Source organism: Nonomuraea mesophila (assembly GCF_004352805.1).
Lineage (GTDB): Bacteria > Actinomycetota > Actinomycetes > Streptosporangiales > Streptosporangiaceae > Nonomuraea > Nonomuraea longispora.
The window spans coordinates 37635-64556 of sequence record NZ_SMLD01000037.1; the positions used below are offsets into that span (position 1 = coordinate 37635).

Annotated in this window: 27 protein-coding genes; 14 read left to right on the forward strand and 13 right to left on the reverse strand. The window is 71.3% G+C overall.

Annotated elements, in window-relative coordinates:
• Window positions 1-36 precede the first annotated feature (36 nt).
• Genes glgX through E1295_RS16730 form a run of 4 tightly spaced genes read left to right on the forward strand, consistent with a single transcriptional unit; the run spans window position 37 to window position 4442 of the window.
• Complete coding sequence (glgX, locus tag E1295_RS16715) at window positions 37-2157, forward strand: glycogen debranching protein GlgX (RefSeq protein ID WP_132631199.1); 2121 nt, start codon at window positions 37-39, stop codon at window positions 2155-2157.
• A 55-nt stretch (window positions 2158-2212) separates the two neighbouring features.
• Complete coding sequence (locus tag E1295_RS16720; RefSeq protein WP_132631200.1) at window positions 2213-2935, forward strand: pyrimidine reductase family protein; 723 nt, start codon at window positions 2213-2215, stop codon at window positions 2933-2935.
• Window positions 2932-4071, forward strand: coding sequence for an ATP-dependent DNA ligase (locus E1295_RS16725; RefSeq protein WP_132631201.1), 1140 nt, complete (start codon window positions 2932-2934; stop codon window positions 4069-4071). Before E1295_RS16720 ends, E1295_RS16725 begins: the two co-directional genes overlap by 4 nt.
• A 26-nt stretch (window positions 4072-4097) precedes the next feature.
• Entirely contained in the window at window positions 4098-4442 is a 345-nt protein-coding gene (locus E1295_RS16730) for a hypothetical protein (RefSeq protein ID WP_132631202.1), read from the forward strand.
• 88 nt (window positions 4443-4530) lie between these two features.
• Here E1295_RS16730 and pgeF read toward each other — a convergent pair whose 3' ends face one another.
• The gene (gene pgeF / locus E1295_RS16735; protein WP_132631203.1) at window positions 4531-5238 is read right to left on the reverse strand and encodes a peptidoglycan editing factor PgeF; all 708 of its coding nucleotides are present in this window, start codon (window positions 5236-5238) and stop codon (window positions 4531-4533) included.
• A 214-nt stretch (window positions 5239-5452) separates the two neighbouring features.
• On the opposite strand from pgeF, the gene E1295_RS16740 reads away from it, so the two are divergent.
• Window positions 5453-6382: a U32 family peptidase gene (locus E1295_RS16740; protein ID WP_220448748.1), complete on the forward strand. Its 930-nt coding sequence runs from the start codon at window positions 5453-5455 to the stop codon at window positions 6380-6382.
• 99 nt (window positions 6383-6481) lie between these two features.
• Here E1295_RS16740 and E1295_RS16745 read toward each other — a convergent pair whose 3' ends face one another.
• A complete protein-coding gene (locus E1295_RS16745; RefSeq protein ID WP_132631204.1) occupies window positions 6482-7555 on the reverse strand; it encodes a class I SAM-dependent methyltransferase in 1074 nt (357 codons plus the stop codon).
• 140 nt (window positions 7556-7695) lie between these two features.
• Here E1295_RS16745 and E1295_RS16750 point away from each other — a divergent pair, with 140 nt between their 5' ends.
• Both E1295_RS16750 and E1295_RS16755 read left to right on the forward strand, forming a co-directional pair.
• Window positions 7696-9129 carry an aldehyde dehydrogenase family protein gene (locus E1295_RS16750; RefSeq protein WP_132631205.1) on the forward strand — a complete coding sequence of 478 codons (1434 nt, stop codon included), beginning with the start codon at window positions 7696-7698 and terminating at the stop codon, window positions 9127-9129.
• Window positions 9130-9148: 19 nt separating this feature from the next.
• On the forward strand, window positions 9149-10024 hold the full coding sequence (locus tag E1295_RS16755; RefSeq protein WP_132631206.1) for a tetratricopeptide repeat protein: 876 nt from the start codon (window positions 9149-9151) through the stop codon (window positions 10022-10024).
• Window positions 10025-10056: 32 nt separating this feature from the next.
• Here E1295_RS16755 and E1295_RS16760 read toward each other — a convergent pair whose 3' ends face one another.
• From E1295_RS16760 to E1295_RS16785, 6 genes are all read right to left on the reverse strand, one after another.
• Window positions 10057-10443 (reverse strand): VOC family protein, encoded by a 387-nt coding sequence (locus tag E1295_RS16760; RefSeq protein ID WP_132631207.1) that lies wholly within the window; start codon window positions 10441-10443, stop codon window positions 10057-10059.
• Between the two features lie 121 nt (window positions 10444-10564).
• On the reverse strand, window positions 10565-11410 hold the full coding sequence (locus E1295_RS16765; RefSeq protein ID WP_132631208.1) for an alpha/beta fold hydrolase: 846 nt from the start codon (window positions 11408-11410) through the stop codon (window positions 10565-10567).
• Window positions 11411-11509: 99 nt separating this feature from the next.
• Complete coding sequence (locus E1295_RS16770; protein ID WP_132631209.1) at window positions 11510-11908, reverse strand: RNHCP domain-containing protein; 399 nt, start codon at window positions 11906-11908, stop codon at window positions 11510-11512.
• A complete protein-coding gene (locus tag E1295_RS16775; RefSeq protein WP_132631210.1) occupies window positions 11908-12267 on the reverse strand; it encodes an RNHCP domain-containing protein in 360 nt (119 codons plus the stop codon). The genes E1295_RS16770 and E1295_RS16775 overlap by 1 nt, the downstream gene beginning before the upstream one ends.
• A gap of 412 nt (window positions 12268-12679) precedes the next feature.
• The gene (locus E1295_RS16780) at window positions 12680-13363 is read right to left on the reverse strand and encodes a class F sortase (RefSeq protein WP_246080089.1); all 684 of its coding nucleotides are present in this window, start codon (window positions 13361-13363) and stop codon (window positions 12680-12682) included.
• Window position 13364: 1 nt separating this feature from the next.
• Window positions 13365-13817: a hypothetical protein gene (locus tag E1295_RS16785; RefSeq protein WP_132631211.1), complete on the reverse strand. Its 453-nt coding sequence runs from the start codon at window positions 13815-13817 to the stop codon at window positions 13365-13367.
• A gap of 179 nt (window positions 13818-13996) precedes the next feature.
• On the opposite strand from E1295_RS16785, the gene E1295_RS16790 reads away from it, so the two are divergent.
• Window positions 13997-14806: an MBL fold metallo-hydrolase gene (locus E1295_RS16790; RefSeq protein WP_132631212.1), complete on the forward strand. Its 810-nt coding sequence runs from the start codon at window positions 13997-13999 to the stop codon at window positions 14804-14806.
• A gap of 69 nt (window positions 14807-14875) precedes the next feature.
• On the opposite strand, the gene ligD is transcribed toward E1295_RS16790, so the two are convergent.
• Window positions 14876-15886, reverse strand: a complete 1011-nt coding sequence (gene ligD, locus E1295_RS16795; protein WP_132631213.1) for a non-homologous end-joining DNA ligase — start codon at window positions 15884-15886, stop codon at window positions 14876-14878.
• 327 nt (window positions 15887-16213) lie between these two features.
• On the opposite strand from ligD, the gene msrB reads away from it, so the two are divergent.
• A complete protein-coding gene (gene msrB / locus E1295_RS16800; RefSeq protein WP_132631214.1) occupies window positions 16214-16615 on the forward strand; it encodes a peptide-methionine (R)-S-oxide reductase MsrB in 402 nt (133 codons plus the stop codon).
• A gap of 169 nt (window positions 16616-16784) precedes the next feature.
• Here msrB and E1295_RS16805 read toward each other — a convergent pair whose 3' ends face one another.
• From E1295_RS16805 to hemE, 4 genes are all read right to left on the reverse strand, one after another.
• Complete coding sequence (locus E1295_RS16805) at window positions 16785-17651, reverse strand: hypothetical protein (protein ID WP_132631215.1); 867 nt, start codon at window positions 17649-17651, stop codon at window positions 16785-16787.
• 156 nt (window positions 17652-17807) lie between these two features.
• A complete protein-coding gene (gene hemQ, locus E1295_RS16810) occupies window positions 17808-18518 on the reverse strand; it encodes a hydrogen peroxide-dependent heme synthase (RefSeq protein ID WP_132631216.1) in 711 nt (236 codons plus the stop codon).
• Window positions 18519-18854: 336 nt separating this feature from the next.
• On the reverse strand, window positions 18855-20258 hold the full coding sequence (gene hemG, locus E1295_RS16815) for a protoporphyrinogen oxidase (RefSeq protein ID WP_166427261.1): 1404 nt from the start codon (window positions 20256-20258) through the stop codon (window positions 18855-18857).
• A gap of 214 nt (window positions 20259-20472) precedes the next feature.
• Complete coding sequence (gene hemE / locus E1295_RS16820) at window positions 20473-21477, reverse strand: uroporphyrinogen decarboxylase (RefSeq protein WP_220448751.1); 1005 nt, start codon at window positions 21475-21477, stop codon at window positions 20473-20475.
• Between the two features lie 693 nt (window positions 21478-22170).
• On the opposite strand from hemE, the gene E1295_RS16830 reads away from it, so the two are divergent.
• The 5 genes from E1295_RS16830 to E1295_RS16850 form a co-directional block, all read left to right on the forward strand.
• Window positions 22171-22752, forward strand: a complete 582-nt coding sequence (locus E1295_RS16830; protein ID WP_132631218.1) for a DUF3000 domain-containing protein — start codon at window positions 22171-22173, stop codon at window positions 22750-22752.
• Window positions 22753-22863: 111 nt separating this feature from the next.
• Window positions 22864-24090 carry a ribonuclease D gene (locus E1295_RS16835; RefSeq protein ID WP_132631219.1) on the forward strand — a complete coding sequence of 409 codons (1227 nt, stop codon included), beginning with the start codon at window positions 22864-22866 and terminating at the stop codon, window positions 24088-24090.
• A 134-nt stretch (window positions 24091-24224) separates the two neighbouring features.
• Window positions 24225-25370, forward strand: coding sequence for a Gfo/Idh/MocA family protein (locus E1295_RS16840; RefSeq protein WP_132631220.1), 1146 nt, complete (start codon window positions 24225-24227; stop codon window positions 25368-25370).
• Window positions 25367-26533 carry a dihydrodipicolinate synthase family protein gene (locus E1295_RS16845; RefSeq protein ID WP_132631221.1) on the forward strand — a complete coding sequence of 389 codons (1167 nt, stop codon included), beginning with the start codon at window positions 25367-25369 and terminating at the stop codon, window positions 26531-26533. Before E1295_RS16840 ends, E1295_RS16845 begins: the two co-directional genes overlap by 4 nt.
• Window positions 26530-26922 (forward strand): sugar phosphate isomerase/epimerase family protein (locus tag E1295_RS16850; RefSeq protein ID WP_220448749.1); only part of this gene is annotated, 393 nt, incomplete at its 3' end. The genes E1295_RS16845 and E1295_RS16850, both read left to right, overlap by 4 nt.

Below are 26922 nucleotides of genomic sequence, written 5' to 3' on the forward strand. Positions count from 1 at the left end.
GGCCAAGAGCGCCTCAACGTGCGACAATCAGTTCACATGCGTGAGGTCTGGCCGGGCGAGCCCTATCCACTCGGCGCCACCTGGGACGGCGTAGGCACCAGCTTCTCGGTGTTCTCAGAGGTCGCCGACCGGGTCGAGCTATGCCTTTTTCACGACGACGGCACCGAGGAGCGGGTCGACCTGCCCGAGGTCGACGGGTTCGTCTGGCACGGCTACCTGCCGGGCATCCAGCCGGGGCAGCGCTACGGCTACCGCGTGCACGGGCCCTACGACCCGTCCCAGGGTCACCGGTGCAACCCCGCCAAGCTGCTGCTCGACCCCTACGCCAAGGCCATCGACGGCGAGCTGACGTGGAACCAGGCGCTGTTCCCCTACTACTTCACCGATCCCTCCCGGCGCAACACCGAGGACAGCGGCCCCTACCTGCCGAAGAACGTCGTGGTCAACCCGTTCTTCGAGTGGGGCAACGACCGGTCGCCGCGCACGCCGTACCACCAGACCGTGATCTACGAGGCCCACGTGCGCGGGCTCACCATGCGCCACCCCGGCGTGCCGCCCGACCTGCGGGGCACCTACGCGGCCGTGGGGCATCCCGCGGTCGTCGAGCACCTGCTGTCGATCGGGGTGACGGCGGTCGAGCTGATGCCGGTGCACCACTACATCCCCGAGCACTTCCTGGTGGCGCGCGGGCTGACGAACTACTGGGGCTACAACACCATGGCCTACCTCGCGCCGCACGGGGGCTACTCCGGCGGCGGCACGCGGGGTGAGCAGGTGCTGGAGTTCAAGGCGATGGTGCGAGCGCTGCACGAGGCGGGCATCGAGGTCATCCTCGACGTGGTCTACAACCACACCGCCGAAGGCGACCACATGGGCCCCACCCTGGGGTTCAGGGGCATCGACAACACCGCCTACTACCGGCTGCACGACGGCGACCGGCGCTACTACCTCGACTACACCGGCTGCGGCAACTCCCTGAACGTGCGCTCGCCACACGCCCTCCAGCTGATCATGGACTCCCTGCGCTACTGGGTGCTGGAGATGCACGTCGACGGGTTCCGCTTCGACCTGGCCTCCGCGCTGGCCAGGGAGCTGCACGACGTCGACCGGCTGAGCGCGTTCTTCGACCTGATTCAGCAGGATCCGGTGATCTCGCAGGTCAAGCTGATCGCCGAGCCGTGGGACGTGGGGCCCGGCGGCTACCAGGTCGGGAACTTCCCGCCTCTGTGGACGGAGTGGAACGGCAAATACCGCGACATCGTGCGTGATTTCTGGAGGGGCACCCATTCCGCCCTGCCGGAGTTCGCCTCCCGGCTGACCGGCTCGGCCGACCTCTACGAGTCCTCGGGCCGCCGCCCGGTCGCCTCGATCAACTTCGTCACCTGCCACGACGGCTTCACCCTCACCGACCTGGTCTCGTACGACCACAAGCACAACGCCGCCAACGGCGAGGACAACCGCGACGGCACCAACGACAACCGTTCGTGGAACTGCGGGGCGGAGGGCCCGGTCGAGGACCCGCGGGTCGTCACGCTCCGCCGCCGCCAGCGGCGCAACTTCCTGGCCACCCTGTTCCTGTCACAGGGGGTGCCGATGTTGTCGCACGGCGACGAGATCGGTCGCACCCAGCGCGGCAACAACAACGCCTACTGCCAGGACAACGAGCTGGCCTGGGTCGACTGGTCGATGGTGCAGACGGAGCACGAGCTGCTCGACTTCGTCAGGGCGCTGTCGAAGCTGCGGCGTGAGCACCCGGTCTTCCAGCGCCGCCGGTTCTTCCACGGCCGCCATCCCGACAACGGCAAGCGCGACCTGGTCTGGCTCACCCCCGGCGGCCGCGAGATGACGGCGGGCGACTGGCACACCGGCTACGCCAAGTCGCTGATGGTCTATCTCAACGGCGAGGCGATCACCGAGCCGGGGCCGCGCGGCGAGCGGATCGTGGACGACTCGTTCCTGCTGCTGATCAACGCTCACCACGAGAACATGCCGTTCACGCTGCCCGGCGAGGAGTTCGGCGGCAGCTGGGCGCCGGTGCTCGACACCAACCACGACACGGTGGAGGACACGTTCGCCGACGAGTGGCGGGCGGGCGATCTGGTGGCGGTCACGGCGCGTTCGCTGCAGGTGCTCCGCCAGCCGCGCCGGCACGTCTGACGAGGGGCGAAGGCTCCCTGAGCCGGTTGTCGGTGGGGTGTGCCAAGGTAGAGGAGTGCGGCGCATCTATCCCGACATACAGGACAACCCGGACATCGCGCGGGCGTACGCCTACCCCGGCGACCGGCCGTGGCTGCGCGTCAACATGGTCGCCAGCACCGACGGCGCGGCCTGGCTGGAAGGCCGCTCGCGGGGGCTGTCGAGCAAGGGCGACCGGCGGATCTTCCAGACCCTGCGCGGGCTGTCCGACGTGATCGTCGCCGGCGCCGAGACCGTCCGCACCGAGGGCTACGGCCCCGTGCCACCGCGCGACTGGTGGGGCGAGCTGCGCGAGGGCCGGCCCGAGGTGCCGCCGATCGCCGTCATCACCCGCAGCCTCGCCTTCGACCTCGACGCCGAGCTGTTCGCCGGCGCTCCCAGCCGGACCATCGTGATCACCTGTGAGTCCGCCCCCCACGAGCGGCGCAAGGCGGCGGCCAGGCACTGCGACCTGATCGTCGCCGGCGACGACGAGGTCGACCTTCCGCTGGCCATGTCCGAGCTGCGCCAGCGTGGACTGACCAAGGTCCTGTGCGAGGGCGGCCCTCGCGTCAACGCCCGGTTGTCGGCCTGCGGGCTGATCGACGAGCTGTGCCTGTCGATCAGCCCGATGCTCGTCGGGGGCGGCGCGGCCCGCATTCTCAACGGCGAGCCGGCCCAGGTTTCACTCGATCTCAGCCAGGTGCTGGAGGAGGAGGGCGTCCTCTTCTGCACATACACGAGGGAGCAGAGCAGATGAGCGAACCCACCATCGCGGCCGAGCCGGAGCCGGTGCCCGACCTGCCGGTGCGTCCCCCGGTGCAGCCGATGCTGGCCAAGCCGGTCAAGGCCATGCCGAAGCAGGACGGCACGCTGTTCTACGAGCCGAAGTGGGATGGTTTCCGCTGCATCATCTTCCGCGACGGTGACGAGGTCTATCTGGGCAGCCGCAAGGAGCGGCCGTTCACCCGCTACTTCCCCGAGCTGGTCGAGGCGGCCAGGGCCGAGCTGCCCGACCGGTGCGTGGTCGACGGCGAGATCGTCTTGCCGATGGGCTCCCAGCTCGACTTCGACGCCCTGCAGCAGCGCATCCACCCCGCCAAGTCACGGGTGACGATGTTGTCGGAGCGCACGCCGGCCCAGTTCATCGCCTTCGACCTGCTGGCGCTGGGTGACGAGTCACTGATGGAGGCGCCGTTCTCCGAACGCCGCGCCCGGCTGGAGTCTCTCTTCCCCGCCAAGGGCGGCTCCATCCGGCTGACGCCGGTCACGACGAGCGACGAGCAGGCGCACGAGTGGTTCGAGACGTTCGAGGGCGCGGGGCTCGACGGCGTCATCGTCAAACCGGGCGACCAGCCCTACATCCCCGACAAGCGCACCATGTTCAAGGTCAAGCACGAGCGCACGGCCGACGTCGTCATCTGCGGCTACCGCGAGCACAAGTCGGGGCCGATCGTGGGCTCGCTGCTGCTCGGCCTCTACGCCGACGACGGCCGGCTGCACCACGTGGGCGTCGCGGCGTCCTTCCCCATGGCGCGAAGGGCCGAGCTGGTCGAGGAGCTCAGGCCCTACCTCGCGGAGCTGAGCGAGCACCCGTGGGGCCACTGGGCCGAGCAGGCGGCGGCCAACGTCGGCCAGCCGGCCGCCGGGCCCGCGAGGGGCGGGCAGCGGGTGCCCGGCGCGGTGTCGCGGTGGAACGCCAAGAAGGACCTGTCCTTCATCCCGTTGCGGCCGGAGCTGGTGATCGAGGTGGCCTACGACCAGATGGAGGGCGACCGGTTCCGGCACACCGCGCAGTGGCGGCGGTGGCGGCCCGATCGCACGCCCGAATCGTGCACGTACGAGCAGCTTGAGCGTCCAGTTAGTTACAACCTCGACGACATCCTTGCCCGCTAACCGAATATCCCGTTATATCTCGATACATGAGTACTGGCGATGAGCTGAAGGCAGCCATGTCCGCCCGCCGCGATCTCGGGCCCGACTTCGAGGACGCCGTCGTGGAGTCGTTCCTCGACAAGATGGGCCAGGAGATCGACCGGCGGGTGGACGAGCGGCTGGCCGCGTCGCCGCAGGGCAAACAGGCGGCCCGCGCCTCCGGCCCCAGCGACGCACAGCGACTGGCCCTGGCCATCGTCTCCCTCAGCCTGGGCACGCTGATCACTTTGGTGCTCGTGCTGGTCGGAGCCGGCGGGTCCTACCTGATCCCGATCTGGCTCGGCATCATCATCGTCAACGCCATCTTCAACGGCTCGCGGGGCAAGGGCTGACCACCGGGTGGGGGGCCATGCCGGCGTAGGTCTTGAAGCGCTGGAACTCGCTCATGGCGGAAGGCCCCACCGGGTGGCTGCGCCGGCACTAGGTCAGCCAGATGAGCCCGGCGAACCTGCCTCCCGGCTGTTCCCGGCGGTGGGAGTAGAGCTCCTGTGACTCGATCGTGCAGCGCGCGTCATGGCGCACGTCCGCCAGCCCCGCCGCTCGCAGTTGGGCTTCGATCCCCGCGCGCAGGTCGAGCGCGGGCGTCTGCCACGACGTCGTCGACCAGGTCTGCGGCACCTTGGACGCCACCCGCTCACGGAGTTCGGCCGGCACTTCGTAGCAGCGGCCGCACGCCCCGGGCCCGATCAGGGCGACCATCCGCCCCGGGTCCGCGCCCTTGCCGGTCATCGCCTCCACCAGCGCGGTCGCGATGCCCGCTTCGGTGCCCGGACGGCCCGAATGCGCGGCGCCGACCATACGCGCCGCGGGGTCGGCCACCAGCACCGCCGGGCAGTCGGCCCCGAGAGAGGCGAGCGCCAGCCCCGGCTCGGTGGTGAACACGCCGTCGAGCGCCGGCGGTTCGTCGCCGAACGGCTCGCTCACGAAGGCCACGTCGGCGCTGTGAACCTGACGCATGTAGACCACCGCGCGCACCTTCAGCTCGGCCGCCAGGGCCGCCCGGTTGGCCCGCACGGCCGCCGGGTCGTCGCCGACCATCCCGCCGAGATTGCGCGAACCGTAGGGCGGGGCGCTGACCCCTCCGTTCCGATCGGTGATGGCGACATGCACTCCAGGGGCCAGCAGCATGCATCCGATCCTAGAGGCAGGGCCGGCCGGTGGAGGCTCCCGTGGCCCGGACGATGGTGACCCCGCGACCCGACCGGTTGAGGGCTCCCGTGGGCCGGGCGGTGGGTGAGCTACGGTGGCAGTGATCTGCGGCACGGCGCGCCTCCGCACCGCTGGGCGGGTGGACGACCAGGGCGGCGCCGGCCGGCGCGCAGCCACGCGGGAGGAGACCCCGATGACCAGCCTTGCCGACCTGCACGCGCTGATGGCCCGGCTCGGGCATCCGGTGGCGCAGGCCGCCGTTCCTTCGGTGTCCCGGTTCGCCGACGGCGCTCCCTACCGGTTCGAGATCCCCAGCGTCGAAGGGCCCGAGGTGCTGGAGGCGGTGGTCGCCGAGGCCGACAGGCTGAACGTGCCGGTCGCCAGGACGTCGCAGGGCAGCGGCGTGATGATGCTGACGGACGCCGAGATCACGCAGATGGCGCGCATCGGCGCCGAACGCGGCATCGAGGTGAACCTGTTCCTCGGCCCGAGGGCCGCCTGGGACACCGGCGCGCAGGCCAAGCTGACGCAGGCCGTGGGCGCGGCGGCGCGCGGGAACACGATGGTGGCGGCGTGCGTGGCCGACGCCCTGCGGGCCTGCTCGCTGGGCATCCGCAGTCTGCTCGTCGGTGACCTCGGCGTCCTGGACGTGCTGCGGCGGCTCAAGGAGGACGGCACGTTGCCGGCCGGTCTGGTGCTGAAGACGTCGGTGCTGATGCCGCTCACGAACGCGCCCACCGCGGCGGTCTACGAGCGGCTGGGCGCGACCACGGTCAACGTCGGCACCGACCTGACCGTGCCGCACCTGGCCGAGATCAGGGCCGCCACCCGGCTGCCGATCGACCTCTACCTGGAGGTGCCCGACGACCAGGGCGGGTTCGTACGCTTCTACGAGGCGGTCGAGATCACCCGCGCCGCTGCCCCCGTCTACCTCAAGATGGGGCTGCGCAACGCCCCGAACATCTATCCGTCGGGCGGGCACCTCGGCGTGATCCCGAAGGACCTGGGCCGCGAGCGGGTACGCCGGGCGGCGCTGGTGCTGCGGCTGATCGAGCAGCTCGACCCCGAGCTGAAGCGACCGGGCGGCGGGCCCGCGGCCGACCTGGGCGTCCCGGTGATCTGAGCGAATCCCGTGCGGCACGGCCGGGTCCAGCCGGTGGCCGTGCTGCGGGCCCACGCCGGGCGGGTGAGGTGCCCAGCCCGTGGACCGTGGCTGGGGCGGTCAGGTGGCGAAGCGGTGGACCGTGAGGGGGCCGCCGCCCCAGCGGCCGATGGCCTCCTCGTCGGCGAAGGCCAGCACGCGCATCATGTTGCCCCCGTCGCTGAGCTGCACGTTGCGGCGCAGTCTCCGGCGCAGGTCCTCCGGCAGGGCGGTGGTGCCCGCCTCGATCGTGTCGCCGTAGTGCGGGGCGAAGGCCACGCCCGCGAAGCCGGTGCGGCGCAGCAGCGTGGGCACGGTCTCGGACGAGTAGAACATCAGGTGGTTCTTGGTGAAGCCGCTCCACGCGCTCCCGTACGCCTTGAGCAGCAGCGACCGCGCGTTCACCGTCAGGATGAGCAGCACCCCGCCGGGCGCGAGCAGGCTGCGGAACGTCGCGAAGTCGTCCAGCGGCCTGGGCAGGTGGGCGAGCACCGACCAGAGCGTGATCACGTCGAACCCGCCGGCGGCGATCTCCGGTACGTCCCCGGGCGCGCCGTGGAAGGTCCTGGCCGTGCTCAGTCGTTCGTTCGCCTGGACGACGGACTCGGGCGACAGGTCCACCCCGAAGGCCTCGAACCCGCGCTGCTCGGCCAGTTCCAGGAAGAGGCCGACGCCCGAGCCGAAGTCGAGCAGCCGGCGTTCCTTGCCCTCGTCGAAGACCGGCGAGAACGCCTTCATGGTCAGGTCGTAGCGGCGTTGCCGGTTGGCGGCGTACTTGCCGGTCAGGAAGGAGTTGTAGCCGGTGGCGTACAGGTCGCCGAGGCGTTCGGGGCGCACGTTCGGGTTGCGGTAGAGGAAGCCGCAGGAGGGGCAGCGTACGACGTGGTAGCGCCAGCCGTTGCCGCCGGTGGGCTCGAAGAGCGGCTGCTGGCGGGACTCCCCGCACATCATGCAGCTCAGGAACTCCTCGATCTCGCCCAGCGGCCTGCCGCGCTCATAGTCGGCCAGCGGCATCACGGGGGCGTTCCTGATCAGCCGCTTCCACTGCGCCTCCCTGATCAGCCGCTCCCCGGGCCGGACGTAGACGCGCTGCCCCCAGGGAACGCGGTTGTAGCGTTTGCCGTACATCAGCCGGCCCAGCAATCTTTTCGTCATCTTCACCACCCTGCGGGCGTTCTGCCCTCACAGAGACGGCGTAATGCGTCCAGTTTCGTGCGCTTTACGGGATCTTTGGCGTACGTGCCTTCCGTCCGGTGTGCTGGCCTCCGCATCCAAGCAAGCATACGCTTGGGCGCGTGGCTGACTTCCGTAACCTCATCGGCGGCGAGCTGGTGGCCGTCGGCCGGACGATCGACTCGGTGAACCCGGCCACCGGCGAGGTCTGGGCCCAGGTCCCGGCCGGCGGCGCCGCCGAGGCGCAAGCCGCCGTGACCGCGGCCACGCAGGCGTTCCCCGCCTGGTCCGGCCGGCCCGCGGCGGCCAGGGCACACGTCCTGCGCAAGGTGTCCGAGCTGTTCGGCCGCCACGCCGAGGAACTGGCCCGGCTGGAGACCCGCGACAACGGCAGGATTCTGCGCGACACGCTCAAACGGGACCTGCCGGGCATGGCGTACCTGTGGCAGCTCGCCGCCGGGCAGTGCCTCGACGCGGTCAAGGGCGACACCGTCATCCTCGGCCCCGACACCCTCGGGCTGACCCGGCGGGAGCCGTACGGCGTGGTGGTCTGCATCATCCCGTGGAACTCCCCCATCTCGACCTTCTCGGCCAAGGCGGCGTACGCGCTGGCGGCCGGCAACACGGTGATCGTCAAACCCGCCGAGCAGGCCGCCGCGTCCGTGCTGCGGCTCGGCGAGCTGCTGGCGGACGTGTTCCCGCCCGGCGTGCTGAACATCGTCAGCGGCCTCGGCGAGGACGTCGGCGACGCCCTGGTACGCCACCGCGGCGTCTGCAAGGTCAGCCTCACCGGCTCGACGGCCACCGGCCGGGCGATCACGCGGGCGTCGGCCGACTCGCTGAAGCCGCTGACGTTCGAGCTGGGCGGCAAGTCGCCCAACATCGTCTTCCCCGACGCCGACCTGGACGCGGCGGCCCGCGGCGTGACGGTCGACTCGGTGTACACCGGCAACGCCGGCCAGGTGTGCGTGGCCGGCTCGCGCATCCTCGTCCATCACTCGATCTGGGACGAGATGCTCGGCCGCATCGAGCACATCTGCGCGGGCCTCGTCCTGGACGACCCGCTCGACCTGCGGACCACGATGGGGCCGATCGTCTCCGCGGGCCAGTACGAGCGCGTGACGTCGTACCTCGAACTGGCCGCGAAGGAGGGCGCCGAGCTCGTTCTCGGCGGCCGGACGGGCGCCGACGTGGTGCCCGGGCTGCCCGGCGGATACTGGGTCGAGCCCACCCTCTACACCACCACGGACAACACGCTGCGGATCTGCCAGGAGGAGATCTTCGGGCCGGTGGCGGTGGCCATCCCGTTCGGGTCGGACGAGGAGGCGCTGGCCATCGCGAACGACTCACCGTACGGGCTGGCGGCCGGCGTGTGGACACGCGACCTCGGCCGCGCCCACCGCTTCGTCCGCGATCTGCACAGCGGCACCGTCTGGGTGAACACCTTCCGCCAGATGCCGCCGGGACTCCCGTTCGGCGGCGTGAAGGACAGCGGGTACGGCCACGACGCGGTGCTCGAGTTCACCCGCGAGAAGGCGGCCATTATCCAGATCTAGTTGGATAGATTTACCTCCCATGAGCGAGGGGATCAAGGAACAGTCCGGGCTGTCGGAGGCGGCGGCCCAGTCGCGCGCGTCGGTGCTGCGCAGCCGCGCGGAGTCGTACATCGCCCTGTCGCGGCACGACGCCGCGATCGCGGACCTGACGGAGTCGATCGCGCTGGTGCCGGACAACGCGCGCGCGTGGCGGCTGCGCGGCGAGAGCCACCGCGTCACCGAACGGTACGAGGCCGCGCTGGAGGACTTCGACGAGGCGCTGAAGCTGGAACCGGACAGCGCGTACGCCCTGGGCTCGCGCGGCCAGACCTACGCGGCGCTCGGCCGTCTCGACGAGGCCATGACCGACTTCGAGCACGCGCTGACCCTCACCCCCGGCTCGTTGTGGATCCTGGAGGCGAAGGCGGACGTCCTGGTGGACCTGGACCGGCTCGACGAGGCGCTGGCCGAGCACGCGAAGATCATCTCCTTGGACGAGGACCTGGCGTACTCGTGGGTGGCACGCGGCGACCTCTACCAGCGCATGCAGTTGTACACCGAGGCCATCGACGACTACACGAAGGCGCTGGAGACCGACCCCGCCTACGTACGGGCGCTGAGCAGGAGGGGCGAGGCGTACCGCATGACCGACCAGTACGACGAGGCCCTGGCCGACCTGAACCGCGCGCTCGAACTGGACCCGGGCAACGACCGCGCCTACGGCAGCCGGGGTGCGGTGCTGAGCGAGATGGGCGACGACGAGGCGGCGCTCAAGGACCTGGACCGGGCCATCGAGCTGGACGCCGGCTACATCTGGGCCTATCGCGTGCGCGGGGAGATCCTCCAGGAGCTGGATCGCCACGAGGAGGCCGTCGCCGACTTCTCCCAGGCCCTGCACCTGGAGTTCGGCGACTGAGCCCCACGACCGAGCCCGACCGCCGGGCCCGGTCAGCGCGGGTCGCGGCGCAGCGGATGGCCGGACGGCACCTGCACCAGCACGATGCGGTGGCCGTCGGGGTCGGCGATCCACGCCTCGATGAGCCCCCACGGCTCCGTGCGCGCCTCGCGCAGGACGTCCACCCCCGCCTGCCGCAGCCGCTCCTGCTCGGCGGCGACGTCGCGCACCTGCAGCCAGAGCGCCGCCCCCGCGCCCGCGCCGTCACCCGCGCTGCCGGAGAGCTCCAGGAAGCCCTGGCCGAGGAAGAACACGACCCCCGGATGGTCGGGCGGGCCGAACTCGCGGTAGACGGCCAGGCCGAGCGTCTCGGCGTAGAAGCGGCGGCTGCGGTCGAGTTCGTTCGGCCGCAGCAGGATCCGGCTGCTCAGCACCTCCATGCCCGGCCTCTACCCACCTCACCGCCGCGAACGCCCCAGGCCATCGAGGGGCGCGGTGATCGGCCCACCTCGCGTCGCCGCTTCGCCCGGACCTGTCAGCGGCGGCACCTCACGGCCGGGGTCACATGGCATGCGCGGCCAGCCATCGCAGGGCCGCCTCGCCGGTGCGCAGGGCGGAAATGTGCCCTTCGCCGGGAAGCAGCCAGAGCTCGGCCGTGGGACAGCGGCGGGCCAGCCACTCGCCGTGCGAACCGGGCACGACTCTGTCGTCCTGCCCATGCACGATCAGGACGGGCGCCCTCACCTGGGCGGGGTCGCAACCCCACGGGCTGACGTAGGCCAGGTCGTCGTCGATCAGCCCGCCGGGCCCGCCCTCCACCGCGGGCCCGACCACGCTGCCGAACCACGCCCAGTCCCCGGCCAGCGCGTCGTGATCCGCCGGGGTGAACATCTCCGGGTCGTATGCGGCCGCCGCCGTGTGCCGTTCCTTCTCCGCGCGGCCCATGACGGCGGCGCGTAAGGAAGCCTGCCCCGAGGCCGACATGCCCGAGAACCAGTCGAGACCGTCCGCGGTGTAAGGGGCCGGCCCTGACACGCAGACCACGGCCCTGACCCGATCGGGCAGCAACGCCGCGCATGCCACAGCGTGCGAGCCGCCCCCGGAATGGCCCATCACCGCGAACCTCCCGACGCCCAGCTCGTCGGCCACCCGCACGGCGTATCCGGCCGCCGAGGCCAGGTCGCGGCCGGGCGACGGCGTGGAGCCGCCGTAGGCGGGGCGGTCGTAGGCCACCCAGCGGATGCCGAGCCGCTCGGAGACCGGGAACAGCGGCGCCGGCGGCGAGCCGAGGTTGGGCGTGCCATGGTGCCAGAGAACGACCGGCCCGTCGCCGGCCGCTGCCGGACCCGTGTCGTACACGTGAAGGGTGCGGCCGTCACCGAGATCCAGGTCGTGTTCACTGATCACGCGGCAAGACTAACCTCACGGGCCGACAGAACGCGGAGGCCTCCGTACGGGCGGCGTACTCTCCGTACGGGCGGCGTACGGAGGCCTGATCGCGACCCGTCAGAGGCTCAGCAGAGCGCTGACCGGCAGGCGGGTGTCGTACAGCGGGCGGATGGCGATGCGCAGCAGCGCCAGCGCGTTGTCGTCGCCCGCGACGCGGTTGGCGCTCAGCTCACCGCAGGACTGGCAGAGATGGATGATCAGCCACTCACCGTCCTGCCGCACGCTGACGCTGAGCGCCGCCATCCGGCCCCGGCAGGCGGCCCGCCTGTCTCCGGGGATCCGGTGGTCGACGTGCAGGCTCGTCAGGCAGTGCGGGCAGTGGTTGCGGTGCGCGGTGCCCGGGGCGATCATCGGCACGTCAAGGCGGCACCCGACGCAGCGGAACGCGTCGCCCGGGGCCTGATGGTGTGCCTTGCGCCGTTGCGGGCGTACCCGCTCCGCTTTCCTGCGCGGCATCAGAGGTCGCCGAACGCTTCGAGCGGGAACGGCGGCTGCGCCAGCGGGCGTACGGCCATGCGCATGAGAATGAGCTGGTTGTCGTCCCCGCAGATGGGGTTGGACGTCAGCTCGCCGCAGCGGGTGCAGCGGTGGATGAGCATCCATTCGCCCGTACGCAGGACCGCGATGGAGATGGGGATCATCCGCGACCCGCACTCCGACGGGCCGCCTTCCACGTGGTCGAGCACGTGCTGCGAGTGCAGGCAGCTCGGGCAGTGGTTGCGGCGGGTGCCGTCGGGCGCGTTCGCGGTCACGGTCAGGCCGCAGCGTACGCACGGGAACGTCTCGGTGGTGGTGATGGAACGGTGGATGGACAACCTGGGTACTCCTTGCCGAACGGATCCTGAAAGAGCAGCAAGGGTGCGCCGAGCGAGCCTCGCGGGCACGCGGCTGGTACGGCAGGCGGTCCGGCGGGTCAGGAGCTGACCTCAGAGGCGGGAACCGCCCATGCCGTGGCGAGGCGCGCATGGCGCCATGGCAGGCATTCATCCCTCCACTTCCTGGGCCGAGACGGCCCACAGCCGTCGCTGTGCGGACGGAGCGAGCGTAACGAGCCCGACGGGGCGTTGGCGAACGGTTTTCGCCGGCCTTTTCGCCGGCCGGGCGTCCATGGTGCGTGCGCATGGGTGCCCGGCAGGCCGGGTGCCGGTGGTTCGTGCGCTGGGTGCCCGGCAGGCCGGGTGCCGGTGGTTCGTGCGTATGGACGCGAGGGTCCGCCGCGTCCCGTGCTCAGTTCCCGGGATGGTACGGCGCCGCCAGGTGCGCGTACACGATCGTGTTGTCCTCGTAGCTGTGCGCCCGCCGGTCGAACGCGCCGCCGCAGGTCACCAGCCGCAACCCCGGGTAGGAGAGCTTGGCGTAGACCTTCTTCGCGGGGAAGCGGCGTTTCGGGGTGTGCTCGACCCTGTCGACGACGAAGACGGCCACCGAGCGGTCGGCGCGCAGCACCTGCACCTGGTCGCCGCGCTTGACGTCCTTGAGGCTGGCGAAGACGGCGGGGCCGGTCCTGGTGTCGAGGTGCCCGGTGATCACTGCCGCGCCGCGCTGGCCGGGGACGGGACCGTAGCGGTACCAGCCGGCCTGGTTCGGAGGGTCGAACGGCGGGTTCTCGATGGCTCCGCCGGCGTCGAGGCCGAGCTCGATGAGCGGGGCGGCCACGCCGATGGACGGGATGTGGACGGCCGTGGGCCGGACGGCTCGCATGGGCTCGGCCACCCGGGACGGCGGCACGTCCGTGAGCGGCGCGCCGACGGCCGGGGCGGGCGGCTCCTGGCGTACGGTGGCGGCGGGCTCCGGGATCATGATGCCGCTGAGCCCGAGGCCGATGAACAGCACTCCGGCCAGCGACACCACGGTCGCCACCAGCACGATGGCGCGCTGTCCCCGCGCACGGCCCTCAGCGGGCCCGGCCACCCTAGGTGACACCCTTGCGGCGCCGGATCGCGAGCCCGGCGAGCCCGGCTCCGGCGAGCAGCGCCGTCCCGCCGAGGGCGAACGGCCACACCGGCTCGCCGGACGCGAGCGCTCCGCCGCCGGTCTCCGGATGCCCCCTCGGCACGCGGTGCTCGTCTTCGGCGGCCGGGCGCCAGGGCTCTGCCGATTCCACCGTCCCCGGCCAGGAGCCGGCTGGTTCAGGCTCGTGCGACCAGGAGGTGTCGGGCTCGTGATCGCCCGGCCGAGGCTCGGGCGCGGGCTCGCTGGGGGCCTCGTCGCACAGGATCGGCAGCGGGAGCAGGCAGGTGGGCAGCTCGACCGGCACCAGATCGTCGGACGAGGCGGCGGCGGGGCCGAGGCCCATCGAAAGGCTCGCGCCCGCGACCGCGATAGCGGTCATCGCGCCGGCCACGAGACGTCGCGCTCTTGCCATGGAAAGGCTCCAAGATCGGTTGGACGTCCCCCGATACACAAGAGAGCCTTGCGAACTATTAGATCCGGAGTCAAGTTATGTAATCGAAGTGAAACCGACCGGACACGGAGGGTTTGGATCCGTCCTCAGGTGGCAGAAGAACAGGCCGCATCGGGACGAAAGGTCAGGGGTGAGCCGCCGTGAAGGGCAGCCTGCAGTTCATCGGCAACGCGACCGTGCTGATCCGCTACAACGGCTTCACGCTGCTGACGGATCCCAACTTCCTGCACCGGGGACAGTTCGCCTACCTGGGCTACGGCCTGGTCTCACGCCGCCTCTCCGACCCTGCCGTCCGGATCGAGGACCTGCCGCCGCTGGACGCGGTGGTGCTGTCCCACATGCACGGCGACCACTGGGACCGGGTGGCGCGCAAGGGACTGGACAGGGCGACGCCGATCGTCACGACGAGAGCGGCGGCCGGCCGGCTGCGACGCGGCGGCTTCCGGGCGAGCGTGGGGCTGGAGGAATGGCAGCAGCACGAGGTGCACGGCCCCGGCGGCACGGTGCGGATCACCGCGCTGCCCGCCAAGCACGCGCCGGGTCCGGCCGAGGCGCTGCTGCCGCCCGTGATCGGCACGATGCTGGAGTTCTGCAACCAGGACGAGCGCGTGGAGCTGACCATGCACATCAGCGGCGACACCCTGCTCGACCGACGCCTCGACGCGATCCCGCGCCGCTTCCCCGACATCGACCTGGCCGTCGTGCACCTGGGCGGCACGAAGTTGCTCGGCACGCTGCTGGTCACCATGGACGGCGAGCAGGGGGCCGCCTGGGTGGACCTGATCCACCCGCACACCGTCGTGCCCATGCACTACGACGACTACACCGTCTTCTCGTCACCTCTCGACGACTTCCGCCACCACATCGAGCGGGCCGGGCTGTCGGACAAGGTCGTCTACCTGGAGAGGGGCGAGGTGCGCGAGCTGGCCCCGCACCAGCTCCTGCGCTGACCCGTCATCACGCGCCCGCACGACTGCACGCGGTGGACGCCGTCCGCGCCCCGGGCCACGCGCCCGCGTCTACTCCTCCTCCTTGCCGGACCTGGCCCGGCTCGGCTGCACCCGCATCGGCTCGCCCGGCATCTTCGGGTAGTTGGGCGGGTAGGGCATGTCGCCGCGCTCGTCCTCGGCGAACAGGTCGAGCAGCGGCTCGATGGAGTAGGCGCGGTCGTCGATGGCCGCGTGCACGTCGCCCAGCTCGGCGAAGCGGGCCGGCACCGTGCGCAGGTCGAAGTCGCGCGGGTCGGCGTCGGCCAGCTCGTCCCAGGTGAGCGGTGTCGAGACCGGCGCGTGCGGCTTGGCCCTGATGGAGTAGGCGCTGACCACTGTGCGGTCTCTGGCGTTCTGGTTGTAGTCGATGAAGACCCGCTCGCCGCGCTCCTCCTTCCACCACGCCGTGGTCACCAGGCCGGGATCGCGCTCCTCCACGGCCCTGGCCAGGGCGATGCCGGCGTGGCGCACCTGGATGAAGTCCCAGCGCGGCTCGATGCGCACGGCGATGTGCGCGCCGCGGTTGCCCGACGTCTTGACGAACCCGTCCATCCCCAGGTCGGTCAGCACCTCGCGGGTGAGGAAGGCCGCCTTGCGCGCCGCGTCGAACTCGAGCCCGGGCTGCGGGTCGAGGTCGATGCGCAGCTCGTCGGGATGCTCGACGTCGTCGGCGCGCACCTGCCACGGGTGGAAGTCGATGGTGCCGAGGTTGGCGCAGTAGGCGATGGCGGCCACCTCGGTCACCCGCAGCGACTGGGCGGTGCGCCCGCTCGGGAACGTCACCGTCACCGACTGGAGCCAGTCGGGATGCCGGGGCGGCATGCGCTTCTGGTAGATCGCGTCGGTCTGCACGCCGTCGGGGTGGCGCTTCAGGTTGGTCGGCCGGTCCTTGAGCGCCCGCAGCGCTCCCTCGCCGACGCTCACGTAATATTCCACCAGCTCCCGCTTGGTGGCGCCGATCCCAGGAAAATAGACCTTGTCGGGGTTGGTGACCTTGACGGTCCGCTCCCCCACCTCGAGTTCTATGTACGGCGATGCCATGCCACAGAACCTACTCCCCTCCTCCGACAAGGCGGGGTGGGCCCGTCCCGGAGCCTCCTCGGTGGCGGGACCGAGGGCTCGACGGGACGGGCCGCCAGACCGTCCGCCGCCGTTCCGGGCGCTGGCGCGCCACCCGGCCGGCCGTGTCGGATCCCCCGGCGGCGCCAGCACGGGCGTGGGCTGTGCCGCTCGGCGGGATCCCCGGACGATCTCACCCCTTGGCAGGAGGCGATGAACACCCCCTTGCCGACAAAGACGCGAATTCGCACCAGAATGGATGCTTCCCCGGCGGAGATCTCTTTTTGCCGGAAGTCGTACTCTGGAGACATGGACAAGGTCGTCAAGAGCGAGGCCGAGTGGCGGGCCCAGTTGTCACCAGAGGAATACCAGGTCCTCAGGGAGTCCGGGACCGAGCGCCCGTTCACGGGGGAATACGTCGACACCAAGACCGAAGGGGTCTATTCGTGCCGCGCCTGCGGTGCTGAGCTCTTCAGGTCCGACACGAAGTTCGAGTCGCACTGCGGCTGGCCGAGCTTCTTCGAGCCGTCCGACTCGGACGCGGTGAAGCTCATCGAGGACCGCAGCCTCGGGATGGTGCGTACGGAGGTGCGCTGCGCCCGATGCGACTCCCATCTGGGGCACGTGTTCCACGGCGAGGGTTATGCGACGCCGACGGATGATCGCTACTGCATCAACTCGATCTCCCTTACCCTTGAACCCAAGGGGTGATCGGATAACGACAGTGCGTGCCGACCGCCTCCACGGGGTAGGAGAATCGTGTGCGTCGTGTCCATCTTCGCCACCGCTGGGTGACGATCGAGACCATCGGACGCGTGGTGACGCAGCGGTGCGAACGGTGCGCCAAGACGCGGGTGCGGGTCGCTAGCCGGCGACCCGCTCAGCCCGGCGCCGGATAGGTGATCCGGCAGCTGGTGTCGGAGGGTCCCAGGATGTTGGCCAGCACCGGATTGCCGTTCTCCCCGAACTCCGCCTGCACGAACACCACGGGACGGCCCACCCCCCGGGCGCGCAGGTAGGCGAGGCCGCGCTTGCAGAGCGTGAGGGCGGTGGCGGAGTTCTGCGCCGACTGCGGCAGGTCCGTATAAATCCGCAGATATCCGCCGACCGTGCGGATGTCCTTGAGCCGCTTCTGCGCCTTGTCGTCCGCCCCCCAGCGCGTACGAAAGAACTCCGCCGCCTCGCGGTCCGTGTGCCGCGACGGCCCGTCGGCGCGATGACCTGCGGTGCCACCCGGCGCCGGGTCGCCCGCCACGCCGCCCCCCACGTCACCCGGGTCGCCCGGGTCGCCCGTGCCCGCCACCAGCCCCCGCTCGGCAGGCTCCGGGCTCGCGGCTCCCGCTTCGGGGCCGGCGGCGCCGCCGGTGGTCCTGGGCGGCGCGGGCGTGCGTACCTCGCGTGAACTGACCTGCGCGCCGGCCTCCGCGGTCGCGCTCGCCCCCGCGCCGGACCGGCCGGGCGGCGACGAGCCGCTCCCCCGTTCCGCGGCCGTCCGCGGGCCGTCCGCGGCGGTGGGCCGCTCGGCGGAGGTGGCGGTCGGCGCGCCGCCGACGACCTGGTTGACGCCGAGCAGCGCGGCGGCCCCGGCCAGCGCGATCGCGCCCGCCAGCAGCCCGCGCCCACGGGTGCGGCGCCGGTGGCGCACCCCGCGCCGGCGGATCGCCCTGTGCCCGTGTCCGCTCCGCGCGTGCGTCGCCGCGTGACGGCCGGCCACGCGCCGCCGGCCGGACCTGCCCGACTTGTCCACCCCGCCTCCCTGCCCGGACCCGTACGGGTCCGCCGGTGGGACGTGCCGGCCCCGCGCACGCCCGACGAACTAGGGATTTCCCTGATTGTGACAAGGCGGCCCGGGCAAAACAGGTGGATCGACGACTCGGGTCTTGATCTTTTCCGGCGAGGGCGTTCAGGGAAGGGCGGCGACGAGCTCCTGCACCGGCTTGCGGGGCCCGGTGTAGAACGGGATCTCGACCCGGGTGTGCCTGCGGGCCCGCGCGCCGCGCAACGTGCGCATCAGGTCGACGATCCGGTGCAGTTCGTCGGCCTCGAACGCCAGCATCCACTCGTAGTCGTTGAGCGAGAAGCACGACACCGTGTTGGCCCGCACGTCGGGGTAGTCGCGCGCCATCCTGCCGTGCTCGGCCAGCATCGCCCGCCGCTCGGAGTCGTCGAGGAGATACCACTCGTAGGAGCGGACGAACGGGTAGACACTCACGTAGGCCCGCGGCTCCTCCTCTGCGAGGAAGGCCGGGATGTGCGACTTGTTGAACTCGGCCGGCCGGTGCAGCGCCATCGCCGACCAGACGGGCCTGCTGTGCCGGCCCAGCGCGGTGCGGCGGAAGCGGGCGTAGACGTCCTGGAGGTCCTCGGGCGTGGGCGCGTGCCACCAGAACATGTAGTCGGCGTCGGCCCGGAACCCCGACACGTCGTAGACCCCCCTGGTCACGACGTCTTTCCCGGCCGCCTGGTCGAGCAGCTCGGTGACCTCTCGCGCGAGGCCGTCGCGGTCGCTCGGGCACGCCTCGGTCGCCTGGAAGACCGACCACATCGTGTAACGGATCACTTGGTTGAGATCGCGGGCCTTGAGCCGCGCGGCGCCCTCTGTCATGGTGTTCATCGGATACCTCCGAGGAAGCCCCCGCCTTCAGGCGGGGGAGGGATCGGACCCCTGCGGAGCAGGACAGGGGTAGCCGATTCGCCGCCAGGCGAACCGGCGTCAAAACGCCGCACGACATCGCACGGTTCGGTAGTGTATTCGACGGTGGTGATGACCAAGCCACCGGACGAACGATCAGAAGCACCCTCGCCGCAGGGCTTGCGGAGAGGTGAAACGCCTGTGGAGCTGGTGTAAGACCTCAACGAGAGTTCCCTTTCCCGGGCGGGCGACCGGCGGTGAAGCAGGAAGGCCGGTCGGCGACGGCTGGAAGCCCGGTCCTTCAGGGCCGGGAGGATGTCAATCTCCTCGCAGCGACAGGTGGTCCAGAATCTGGGAGGCCGCCGTACGCGCGGCGCCGACGCACGCCGGGATGCCGATGCCGTCGTAGGCCGCGCCGCACACGGCCAGCCCGGGCTGCACGGCCACCGCCGAACGCACCCTGGCCACCCGGTCGAGGTGGCCTACGTTGTACTGCGGCAGCGCGCCTCCCCAGCGCGTCACCCGGCTGTCCACGGGCAGCCCGCGCACGCCCAACACCTCGCCCATCTCGGCCATGGCCAGCGACACCAGCTCGGTGTCCTCGCGCTGGAGCAGGTGCTCCTCGCCGATCCTGCCGATCGAGCAGCGCAGGATCACCAGGTCCTGCGCCAGGTGGGGCCACTTCACCGAGCTGAACGTGACCGCCTTGACCGGCCGGCCCTCCACGGGCGGCACGAGGTAGCCGCTGACGGCGGGCGGCTCGGGGAAGGCGTCGACCGGGTAGGCGAGCGTGACGACGACCATGCTGGCGTAGTCGATCCTGGCCAGCTCGGTCGCCGCCTTGGGCGCCTCGTGCTTGAGCAGCCGGCTCGCCGCGGGCCCCGGCACGGCCACGATCACCGCGTCCGCCTCGATGGTCTCGGGCCTCGGCACGGGACCCGTCACGAGCCGCCAGCCGTGCTCCGTCCTGTGCAGCTCGCGGGCGGTCACGCCGGTCCTGACGTCGGCGCCCGACGCCTTTGCGACCGCCTCGGGCAGGCCGCCGACGCCGTTCTTGAGCGAGGTGAAGACGGGCCCCGCGTCCTTCGGCGCGTCCTCGACGAGCTGCCGGGCCGCGGACAACAGCGAGCGCTCGGAACGGGCCACGGCCGCCACGCGCGACATCGTGGCCTCCAACGACAGCATGTCGGAACGGCCCGCGTACACGCCTCCGAGCAGCGGCTCCACCAGCCGCTCCACCACCTCGGAGCCCATCCTGGCCCGGATGTAGGCGGCCACCGACACGTCGGTGCGCACCAGGGTGGGCGGCAGGAGCTGGTCGAGCGGCACGCGCAGCAGCCCGCCGGGCGAGACGATGCCGGACCTCGCCAGCTCGGTCAGGTCCGACGGAACGCCCATGACCTGGCCCTTCGGCAGGTGACGCAGCGTGCCTCTCGTGTAGACGGCCGAGCGCGTCGTGCCGGGGAACACCAGCTCCTCACCGAGCCCGACCGCCCTGGCCAGCTCGGCGCCCTCCGGCCTGCGGGCCAGCATGGCCTCCGCCCCCGCGTCGACGCTCACCCCGGCGACCTCCGAGGCGTACAACTTGCCGCCGATGCGCGGCGAACCCTCGATGACCGTCACCTTCACCCGCTCGCCGGCGCCCTGGCGGAGGTGCCACGCGGCGGCCAGACCGGAGATCCCGCCACCGACCACGACGACGTGCGCCCTGTTCCCTTCCACGCCTCCCGACGCTACCGCCTCACGACACCGCCCACCCGCCCGGGTCGAGGACAACACACCGCCTCCGCCCCCATAGATGCGGGACCGTGATTTGCGCCGTCAAACCGGGGTGATGCGGGAGCCGTCATAAGGGCATGAGACGAATCCGGCCGCGCGGCCAGGAACCCGGCAGCCCGGAACCCCGGGACCCGGCGACCCGGACGCCTGAACCCGGTCAGGCGGGGACGCCGGCTTCGTGGACGAGGTCGGTGAGGCGTTTGAGCTGGTCGGGGTCGGTCGAGGGTAGGACGCCGTGCCCGAGGTTGAACACGTGCCCCTCCGCCGCGCGCCCGCGCCGCAGCACGTCGCGGGCCTTGCGTTCGACGACGTCCCACGGCGCGAGCAGGATGGCCGGGTCGAGGTTGCCCTGCAGCGCCCTGCCGGGCCCGACCCGGCGGGCGGCCTCGTCGAGCGGCACCCGCCAGTCGACCCCCACCACGTCGGCGCCCGCCTCGCCCAGCACGCCCAGCAGCTCGCCGGTGCCCACGCCGAAGTGGATGCGCGGCACGTCCTGGACGCCTTCGAGGATGCGCCGGGTGTGCGGCAGGACGAACTCGCGGTAGTCGTCCGGCGCCACCGCCCCCACCCAGGAGTCGAAGAGCTGCACGGCCGAGGCGCCGGCCGCGATCTGGACGCGCAGGTGTTCCAGGACGATGGCGGACAGGCGCTCCATGAGGGCGTGCCACAGCTCGGGCTCGCCGTACATCATGGCCTTGGTCCTGTCGTGGTTCTTCGACGGGCCGCCCTCGATCAGGTAGGAGCCGAGCGTGAAGGGCGCGCCGGCGAAGCCGATGAGCGGCGTGCCGCCCAGTTCGCCGGTGAGCGCCTGGACGGCCTCGGTGATGTAGGGGACGTCGCCGGGCTCCAGCGGGCGCAGCGCGTCGATGGCCCTGGCGTCGCGGATGGGGTCGGCCACGACCGGGCCGACGCCCGGTTTGATGTCGAGGTCGATGCCGATGGCCTTGAGGGGGACGACGATGTCGCTGAAGAAGATGGCGGCGTCCACGCCGTAGCGGCGGACCGGCTGCATGGTGATCTCGACGATCAGCTCGGGCGTCGCGCACGCGGTGAGCATGGGCACGCCCTCGCGGACCCTGAGGTATTCCGGCAGCGAGCGCCCGGCCTGGCGCATGTACCAGACCGGTGTGTGCGGGACGGGCTGACGGCGGCAGGCACGCAGGAACGCGGAGTCGGCGAGGTTCACCCCACAAGCGTGCCACGACGGGGCACCGGTCCGGCCGCCAGGAGGGCGGATGACGTGGGACGGCGTACGGAGATGGTTCTGTGCCGGTTGACGGAGATTCCACGACACGAAGCGACCGTGTCGGGAAAAACATCCATTGGACCTAGCAAATCATGATCAGATAGCCAGATGAAGGTTTACCGGTCCGCTCGGCGTCGGCGTCCCACTCGGGTCGAACACAGCCCATGCACGCCCAGAGAGCCGGTCTCGACTGAGCCAAATGTTCGCCAAGCAACCGCGCGGCATCGATTCAGCGACCACTTTCGGGACACGCCGAGCGCGTTGCGGGGAAATGTGAGCGGCTCGTGCCAACGTCGGAGCCACAACCCGAAGAAAGGCCCCGCTTCGATGACTCGTGCGATGCCCGCGTTGTGGAGTTTCCCAGAGCGCCGCAGTGAGTGTTGCCCGTCCTGTGCCGGTGTGCGCCCGTTCGAGCAGCCACCGTGCGCCGACGGGCACGAGCAGGGCGAGTGCCCCGAGTGGGCCTGCGCCGAGTGCGGCCACGCGGTCCTGCTCGGCTCCGCCGAGTCCACCCGGCCCGTTCGCCAGCCTGTTACGGCATCGGCTTGATCACTAAAGATGAGCACCCCCGTGGTCCCCTTCCGCCCGTCGTCGACCTACGCTTCGGCTATGACACTCGGTGACCAGCCACCGCCCCCCGCCGAGTTCACGCGCGCGGCGGAGAGCCTGCGGCTGTCCGAGGTCCGGCCGGAGATCGAGCTCGAGGACCTGCCCGCGCCGCAGCGGCTGGCACCCTATTCCGCCGCCATCGGCGCCTCGGTCTACCGCGACGACGACGAGCTCGCGGTGGGCCGGTTGATCCTCCTCTACGACCCCGACGGCCAGCGCGGCTGGGAGGGCCCGTTCCGCCTGGTCGCCTACGTCAGGGCCGACATGGAGCCGGAGATCACCTCCGACCCGCTGCTCGGGCCCGTCGTCTGGAGCTGGCTGACCGAGGCGCTCGACGCGCACCAGGCCGGCTACTCCGCCGCCGGCGGCACGGTGACGCGAGCCGTGTCCGAGGGCTTCGGCAACAAGGCCGACGACCCGGTCACGACCGAGCTGGAGCTGCGGGCCTCGTGGTCCCCGGCGCAGGAGGATCTCTCCGGCCATGTCGCCGCCTGGTGCGACCTGATGTGCCTGGCGGCGGGAATGCCACCGCTCCCGCCCGACGTGTCCGCCCTGCCCCGCCGACATGACGACCAGACATGAGGCGCGCTCCGACGCCGGTCCGCCCGGGCACGCACCACGTCTCCCCGCCTCGCTACGCTGGATGGCGTTTCCTCTCCGGCTGTGGGTCGGAGTAGCCACGGAAAAGGTCGAATGACAGAAGAACGCACAGTCGAGCCGCTGCTCGAACCCCGCGAAGGCATCCCACCGGTCGTCGCGGACGCGGCCGGGCTGGCCACGGTCGTGGAGCGGTTCGCCGCGGCGGACGGCCCCGTCGCCGTCGACGCCGAGCGCGCCTCGGGCTACCGCTACGGCAACCGCGCCTACCTGGTGCAACTGCGCAGGGCCGGCGCCGGCACCGCGCTGATCGACCCGGTCGGCTGCCCGGACCTGTCCGCACTCGACCAGGCCGTGGCCGAGGCGGAGATCGTGTTGCACGCCGCGTCCCAGGACCTGCCGTGCCTCTTGGAGCTGGGGTTCAGGCCGCGGGAGATGTTCGACACCGAGCTGGCCGGGCGCCTGCTCGGCTACGAGCGCGTGGGGCTCGGCACGATGGTCGAGACCGTGCTCGGGCTGCGGCTGGAGAAAGGCCATTCGGCGGCCGACTGGTCCACCAGGCCGTTGCCCGAGGACTGGCTGCGGTACGCGGCGCTCGACGTGGAGGTGCTGGTCGAGCTCCGCGACGTGCTCCACGAGCAGCTGACGGAGAGCGGGAAGCTGGAGTGGGCGCGCGAGGAGTTCGCCGCCGTGCTCAACGCCCCGCCGCCGGTGCCGCGGTCCGACCCGTGGCGCCGCACCTCGGGCATCCACAAAGTACGCAACGTACGCGCGCTGGCCATCGTGCGCGAGTTGTGGACCATGCGCGATCGCATCGCCCGCGAGGCCGACCTGGCGCCCGGCAGGGTGCTGCCCGACGCCGCGATCGTCACGGCGGCGCTCGAAGGGCCCCGTACGAAGAAGGCATTGACCGAAATTTCGGCATTCACCGGGCGAAGCGCGCGACGGCACATGAGCGACTGGCTCGCCGCGGTGGCCAGGGCCCGCACGTTGCCCGACAGCCAGCTCCCCCAGCCCAGCACGCCGGGCGACGGGCCGCCGCCGCCCAACCGGTGGGCCGACCGTGATCCGGCCGCCGCCAAACGGCTGGCGGCGGCGCGGGCGGTGGTGTCCGCGCTGGCCGACGAGCTCCACATGCCGACGGAGAACCTGCTGCAGCCCGACGCCGTCCGCAGACTGACCTGGGAGCCGCCGGCCGAGATCACCGACGAGAGCGTGACCGCGCGGCTGCGCGAACTCGGGGCGCGCGAGTGGCAGCTCTCGCTCACCGCACACCCCATCGCCAAGGCGCTGGCCCGGCTGGAGCCGCGCGCCGAACGCTGAGCACGGGCGGCTCCTGACGGGGCCGCCGCCGGGCGTCCGGGCCTGCTGAGGGCCCGCGCCCCTTGACGCCTCGGGCCGCACAGCCGTACGGTTCGGGAAAGCGCTTTCCATTCGTTGCCCTGAAAGGGATCCTCATGAGCGTGCGCACCATAGGCGTCGTGATGAACGGCGTCACCGGACGAATGGGCTATCGCCAGCATTTGGTCCGGTCCGTTCTGGCCATCAACGAGCAGGGCGGTGTCACGCTCTCGGACGGTGGAAAGGTCAGGCTCAAGCCCGTACTTGTCGGCCGTAATGCCGACAAACTTGCAGACATTGCCACTAAACACAACATTTCGGATTTCACGACAGAACTGGACGCGGCCCTCGCCGACGACGACAACCTCATTTACTTCGATGCCCAGGTCACCAGCGCCCGCGTCAAATCCGTGCTCAAGGCCATCGAGGCAGGCAAGCACATCTACGCGGAGAAGCCGACCGCCGAATCGACGCAGGAGGCGCTCTCGCTGGCCGAGGCCGCCGCGGCCAGGGGCGTCAAGAACGGCGTCGTGCAGGACAAACTGTTCCTGCCCGGCCTGCTCAAGCTGAAGCGGCTGATCGACGGCGGCTTCTTCGGCCGCATCCTGTCGGTGCGCGGCGAGTTCGGCTACTGGGTGTTCGAAGGCGACTGGCAGGAGGCGCAGCGGCCGTCGTGGAACTACCGGGCCGAGGACGGCGGCGGCATCGTGCTCGACATGTTCCCGCACTGGCACTACGTGATGGAGAACCTGTTCGGCCGGGTCGAGTCGGTCTATGCCAGGGCGGTGACGCACATCCCCGCCCGCGTGGACGAGCAGGGCGCCACGTACCAGGCCACCGCCGACGACGCCGCGTACGGGATCTTCGAGCTTGAAGGGGGTGTCATCGCGCAGATCAACTCCTCCTGGGCGGTCCGGGTGAACCGGGACGAGCTGGTCGAGTTCCAGGTGGACGGCACGCACGGCAGCGCCGTGGCGGGCCTGCGCACCTGCCGCGCGCAACACCGCTCGGCCACCCCCAAACCCGTCTGGAACCCCGATCTGCCGGCCACGGCCCGCTTCCGCGACGGCTGGCAGGAGGTGCCGGACAACGCCGAGTTCGACAACGGGTTCAAGGTCCAGTGGGAGGCGTTCGTCCGGCACGTGTCGGAGGACGCGCCCTTCCCCAACGACTTCGCCTCGGGCGCCCGCGGCGTGCAGCTCGCCGAGCTGGGCCTGCGTTCCAACGCCGAGGGCCGCAGGATCGAGGTGCCGCAGCTGTGAGGATCGACCTGCCCGGCATCGGGGCGTACACCCTGAACGAGCGCACGACCTGGCCGGTGCCGGACGCCCCGGCCACCAGCCGCGTCGTGTACGCCGCCGCACACGTGGTGGCCGACCCGCTGGGCGACAACACGCCCGGCTCCCCCGCCGCGGTCGACTGGGACGCCACCCTCCGCTTCCGCCACCACCTGTGGTCGTACGGGCTGCGTGTCGCGGACGCCATGGACACCGCGCAGCGCAACATGGGCCTGGACTGGGCGGCCACCCAGGAGCTCATCCGCCGCAGCGCCGCCGAGGCGCGTACGGTCGGTGACCCCGCGACGCTGGTCTCCTGCGGCGCGGGCACCGACCACGCGCCCGAGGCCACCGACCTCGGCACGATCACGGCCGCGTACGCCGAGCAGATCGAGACCGTGCAGTCCGCCGGGGCCGGCGTGATCGTCATGGCCTCCCGGCAGCTCGCCCGCGCCGCGACCGGCCCCAAGGACTACCACCAGGTCTACGGCAAGCTGTTCGGCCTGGTGGAGCGGCCGGTGATCCTGCACTGGCTGGGCGAGATGTTCGATCCGCAGCTGGCCGGCTACTGGGGCTCGCGCGACGTGGAGCAGGCCACCGCGTCGTTCCTCGAACTCGTCCACGCGCACGCGCCCCTGGTCGACGGCGTGAAGGTGTCACTGCTGGACGAGGAGCACGAGGTGGGGCTGCGCGCCGCGCTGCCCGAGGGCGTGAAACTGTACACCGGCGACGACTTCAACTACCCGTCGCTGATCAGGTCCGGCTCCCACGCGCTGCTCGGCATCTTCGACGCCATCGCCCCCGCGGCGGCGGCCGCGCTGCGGGCGCTCGACGCGGCCGGGGCCGCCCCTGACGACGCGGCCCGCGACCGGCTGCTGGCCTCCTACGACGAGCTCCTGGCCCCCACCGTCCCGCTGTCCAGGAAGATCTTCGAGACGCCCACGTACCACTACAAGACCGGCATCGTCTTCCTGGCCTGGCTGAACGGTCACCAGGACGCGTTCGCCATGGTGAACGGCGCCCAGTCGGCGCGCTCCCTGCTCCACCTGTCGGAGGTGTTCCGCCTGGCCGACCAGGCGAGGCTGCTGGCCGACCCCGAACTGGCCGTACGCCGCATGAAGGCGCTGCTGGAGGTGAACGGACTGTGAGCCTGTCACTCAACCAGCGCACGACGCAGCGCTGGACCGTGGCCGAGGCCGTGGACGGATGCGTACGCCACGGGCTGGAAGCGGTCGGGCTGTGGCGCGAGGACGTCGCCGGGCAGGGGCTCGCGCAGAGCGTGAAGCTGGTCAGGGCGGCCGGGCTGCGGGTGTCGTCGTTGTGCAGGGGCGGCTTCCTCACGGCCGGCGGGCTGCCGGGCGACGAGGGCCGCCGGGCCTTCGCCCGCGCGCTCGACGACAACCGGCGGGCCGTCGACGAGGCGGCCGAGCTGGGGGCGGCCTGCCTGGTGATGGTGGTGGGCGGCCTGCCGGGCGTGACCCCGGGCGAGCCGCTGCCGGCGGACCTCCGGGACACGCGCGGCGCTCCGGGGGCGGGC

Excerpts from the sequence above, each read along its gene's own strand:
- ligD (WP_132631213.1), bottom strand. The coding sequence starts at position 15,886 with ATGGCATCGCCGTACATAGAACTCGAGGTGGGGGAGCGGACCGTCAAG.
- msrB (WP_132631214.1), top strand. The coding sequence starts at position 16,214 with ATGGACAAGGTCGTCAAGAGCGAGGCCGAGTGGCGGGCCCAGTTGTCA.
- glgX (WP_132631199.1), top strand. The coding sequence starts at position 37 with ATGCGTGAGGTCTGGCCGGGCGAGCCCTATCCACTCGGCGCCACCTGG.
- E1295_RS16835 (WP_132631219.1), top strand. The coding sequence starts at position 22,864 with ATGACAGAAGAACGCACAGTCGAGCCGCTGCTCGAACCCCGCGAAGGC.
- hemQ (WP_132631216.1), bottom strand. The coding sequence starts at position 18,518 with ATGAACACCATGACAGAGGGCGCCGCGCGGCTCAAGGCCCGCGATCTC.
- E1295_RS16840 (WP_132631220.1), top strand. The coding sequence starts at position 24,225 with ATGAGCGTGCGCACCATAGGCGTCGTGATGAACGGCGTCACCGGACGA.
- E1295_RS16755 (WP_132631206.1), top strand. The coding sequence starts at position 9,149 with ATGAGCGAGGGGATCAAGGAACAGTCCGGGCTGTCGGAGGCGGCGGCC.
- E1295_RS16760 (WP_132631207.1), bottom strand. The coding sequence starts at position 10,443 with ATGGAGGTGCTGAGCAGCCGGATCCTGCTGCGGCCGAACGAACTCGAC.
- E1295_RS16730 (WP_132631202.1), top strand. The coding sequence starts at position 4,098 with ATGAGTACTGGCGATGAGCTGAAGGCAGCCATGTCCGCCCGCCGCGAT.
- E1295_RS16725 (WP_132631201.1), top strand. The coding sequence starts at position 2,932 with ATGAGCGAACCCACCATCGCGGCCGAGCCGGAGCCGGTGCCCGACCTG.
- E1295_RS16785 (WP_132631211.1), bottom strand. The coding sequence starts at position 13,817 with ATGGCAAGAGCGCGACGTCTCGTGGCCGGCGCGATGACCGCTATCGCG.
- pgeF (WP_132631203.1), bottom strand. The coding sequence starts at position 5,238 with ATGCTGCTGGCCCCTGGAGTGCATGTCGCCATCACCGATCGGAACGGA.
- E1295_RS16745 (WP_132631204.1), bottom strand. The coding sequence starts at position 7,555 with ATGACGAAAAGATTGCTGGGCCGGCTGATGTACGGCAAACGCTACAAC.
- E1295_RS16830 (WP_132631218.1), top strand. The coding sequence starts at position 22,171 with ATGACACTCGGTGACCAGCCACCGCCCCCCGCCGAGTTCACGCGCGCG.
- E1295_RS16740 (WP_220448748.1), top strand. The coding sequence starts at position 5,453 with ATGACCAGCCTTGCCGACCTGCACGCGCTGATGGCCCGGCTCGGGCAT.
- E1295_RS16770 (WP_132631209.1), bottom strand. The coding sequence starts at position 11,908 with ATGCCGCGCAGGAAAGCGGAGCGGGTACGCCCGCAACGGCGCAAGGCA.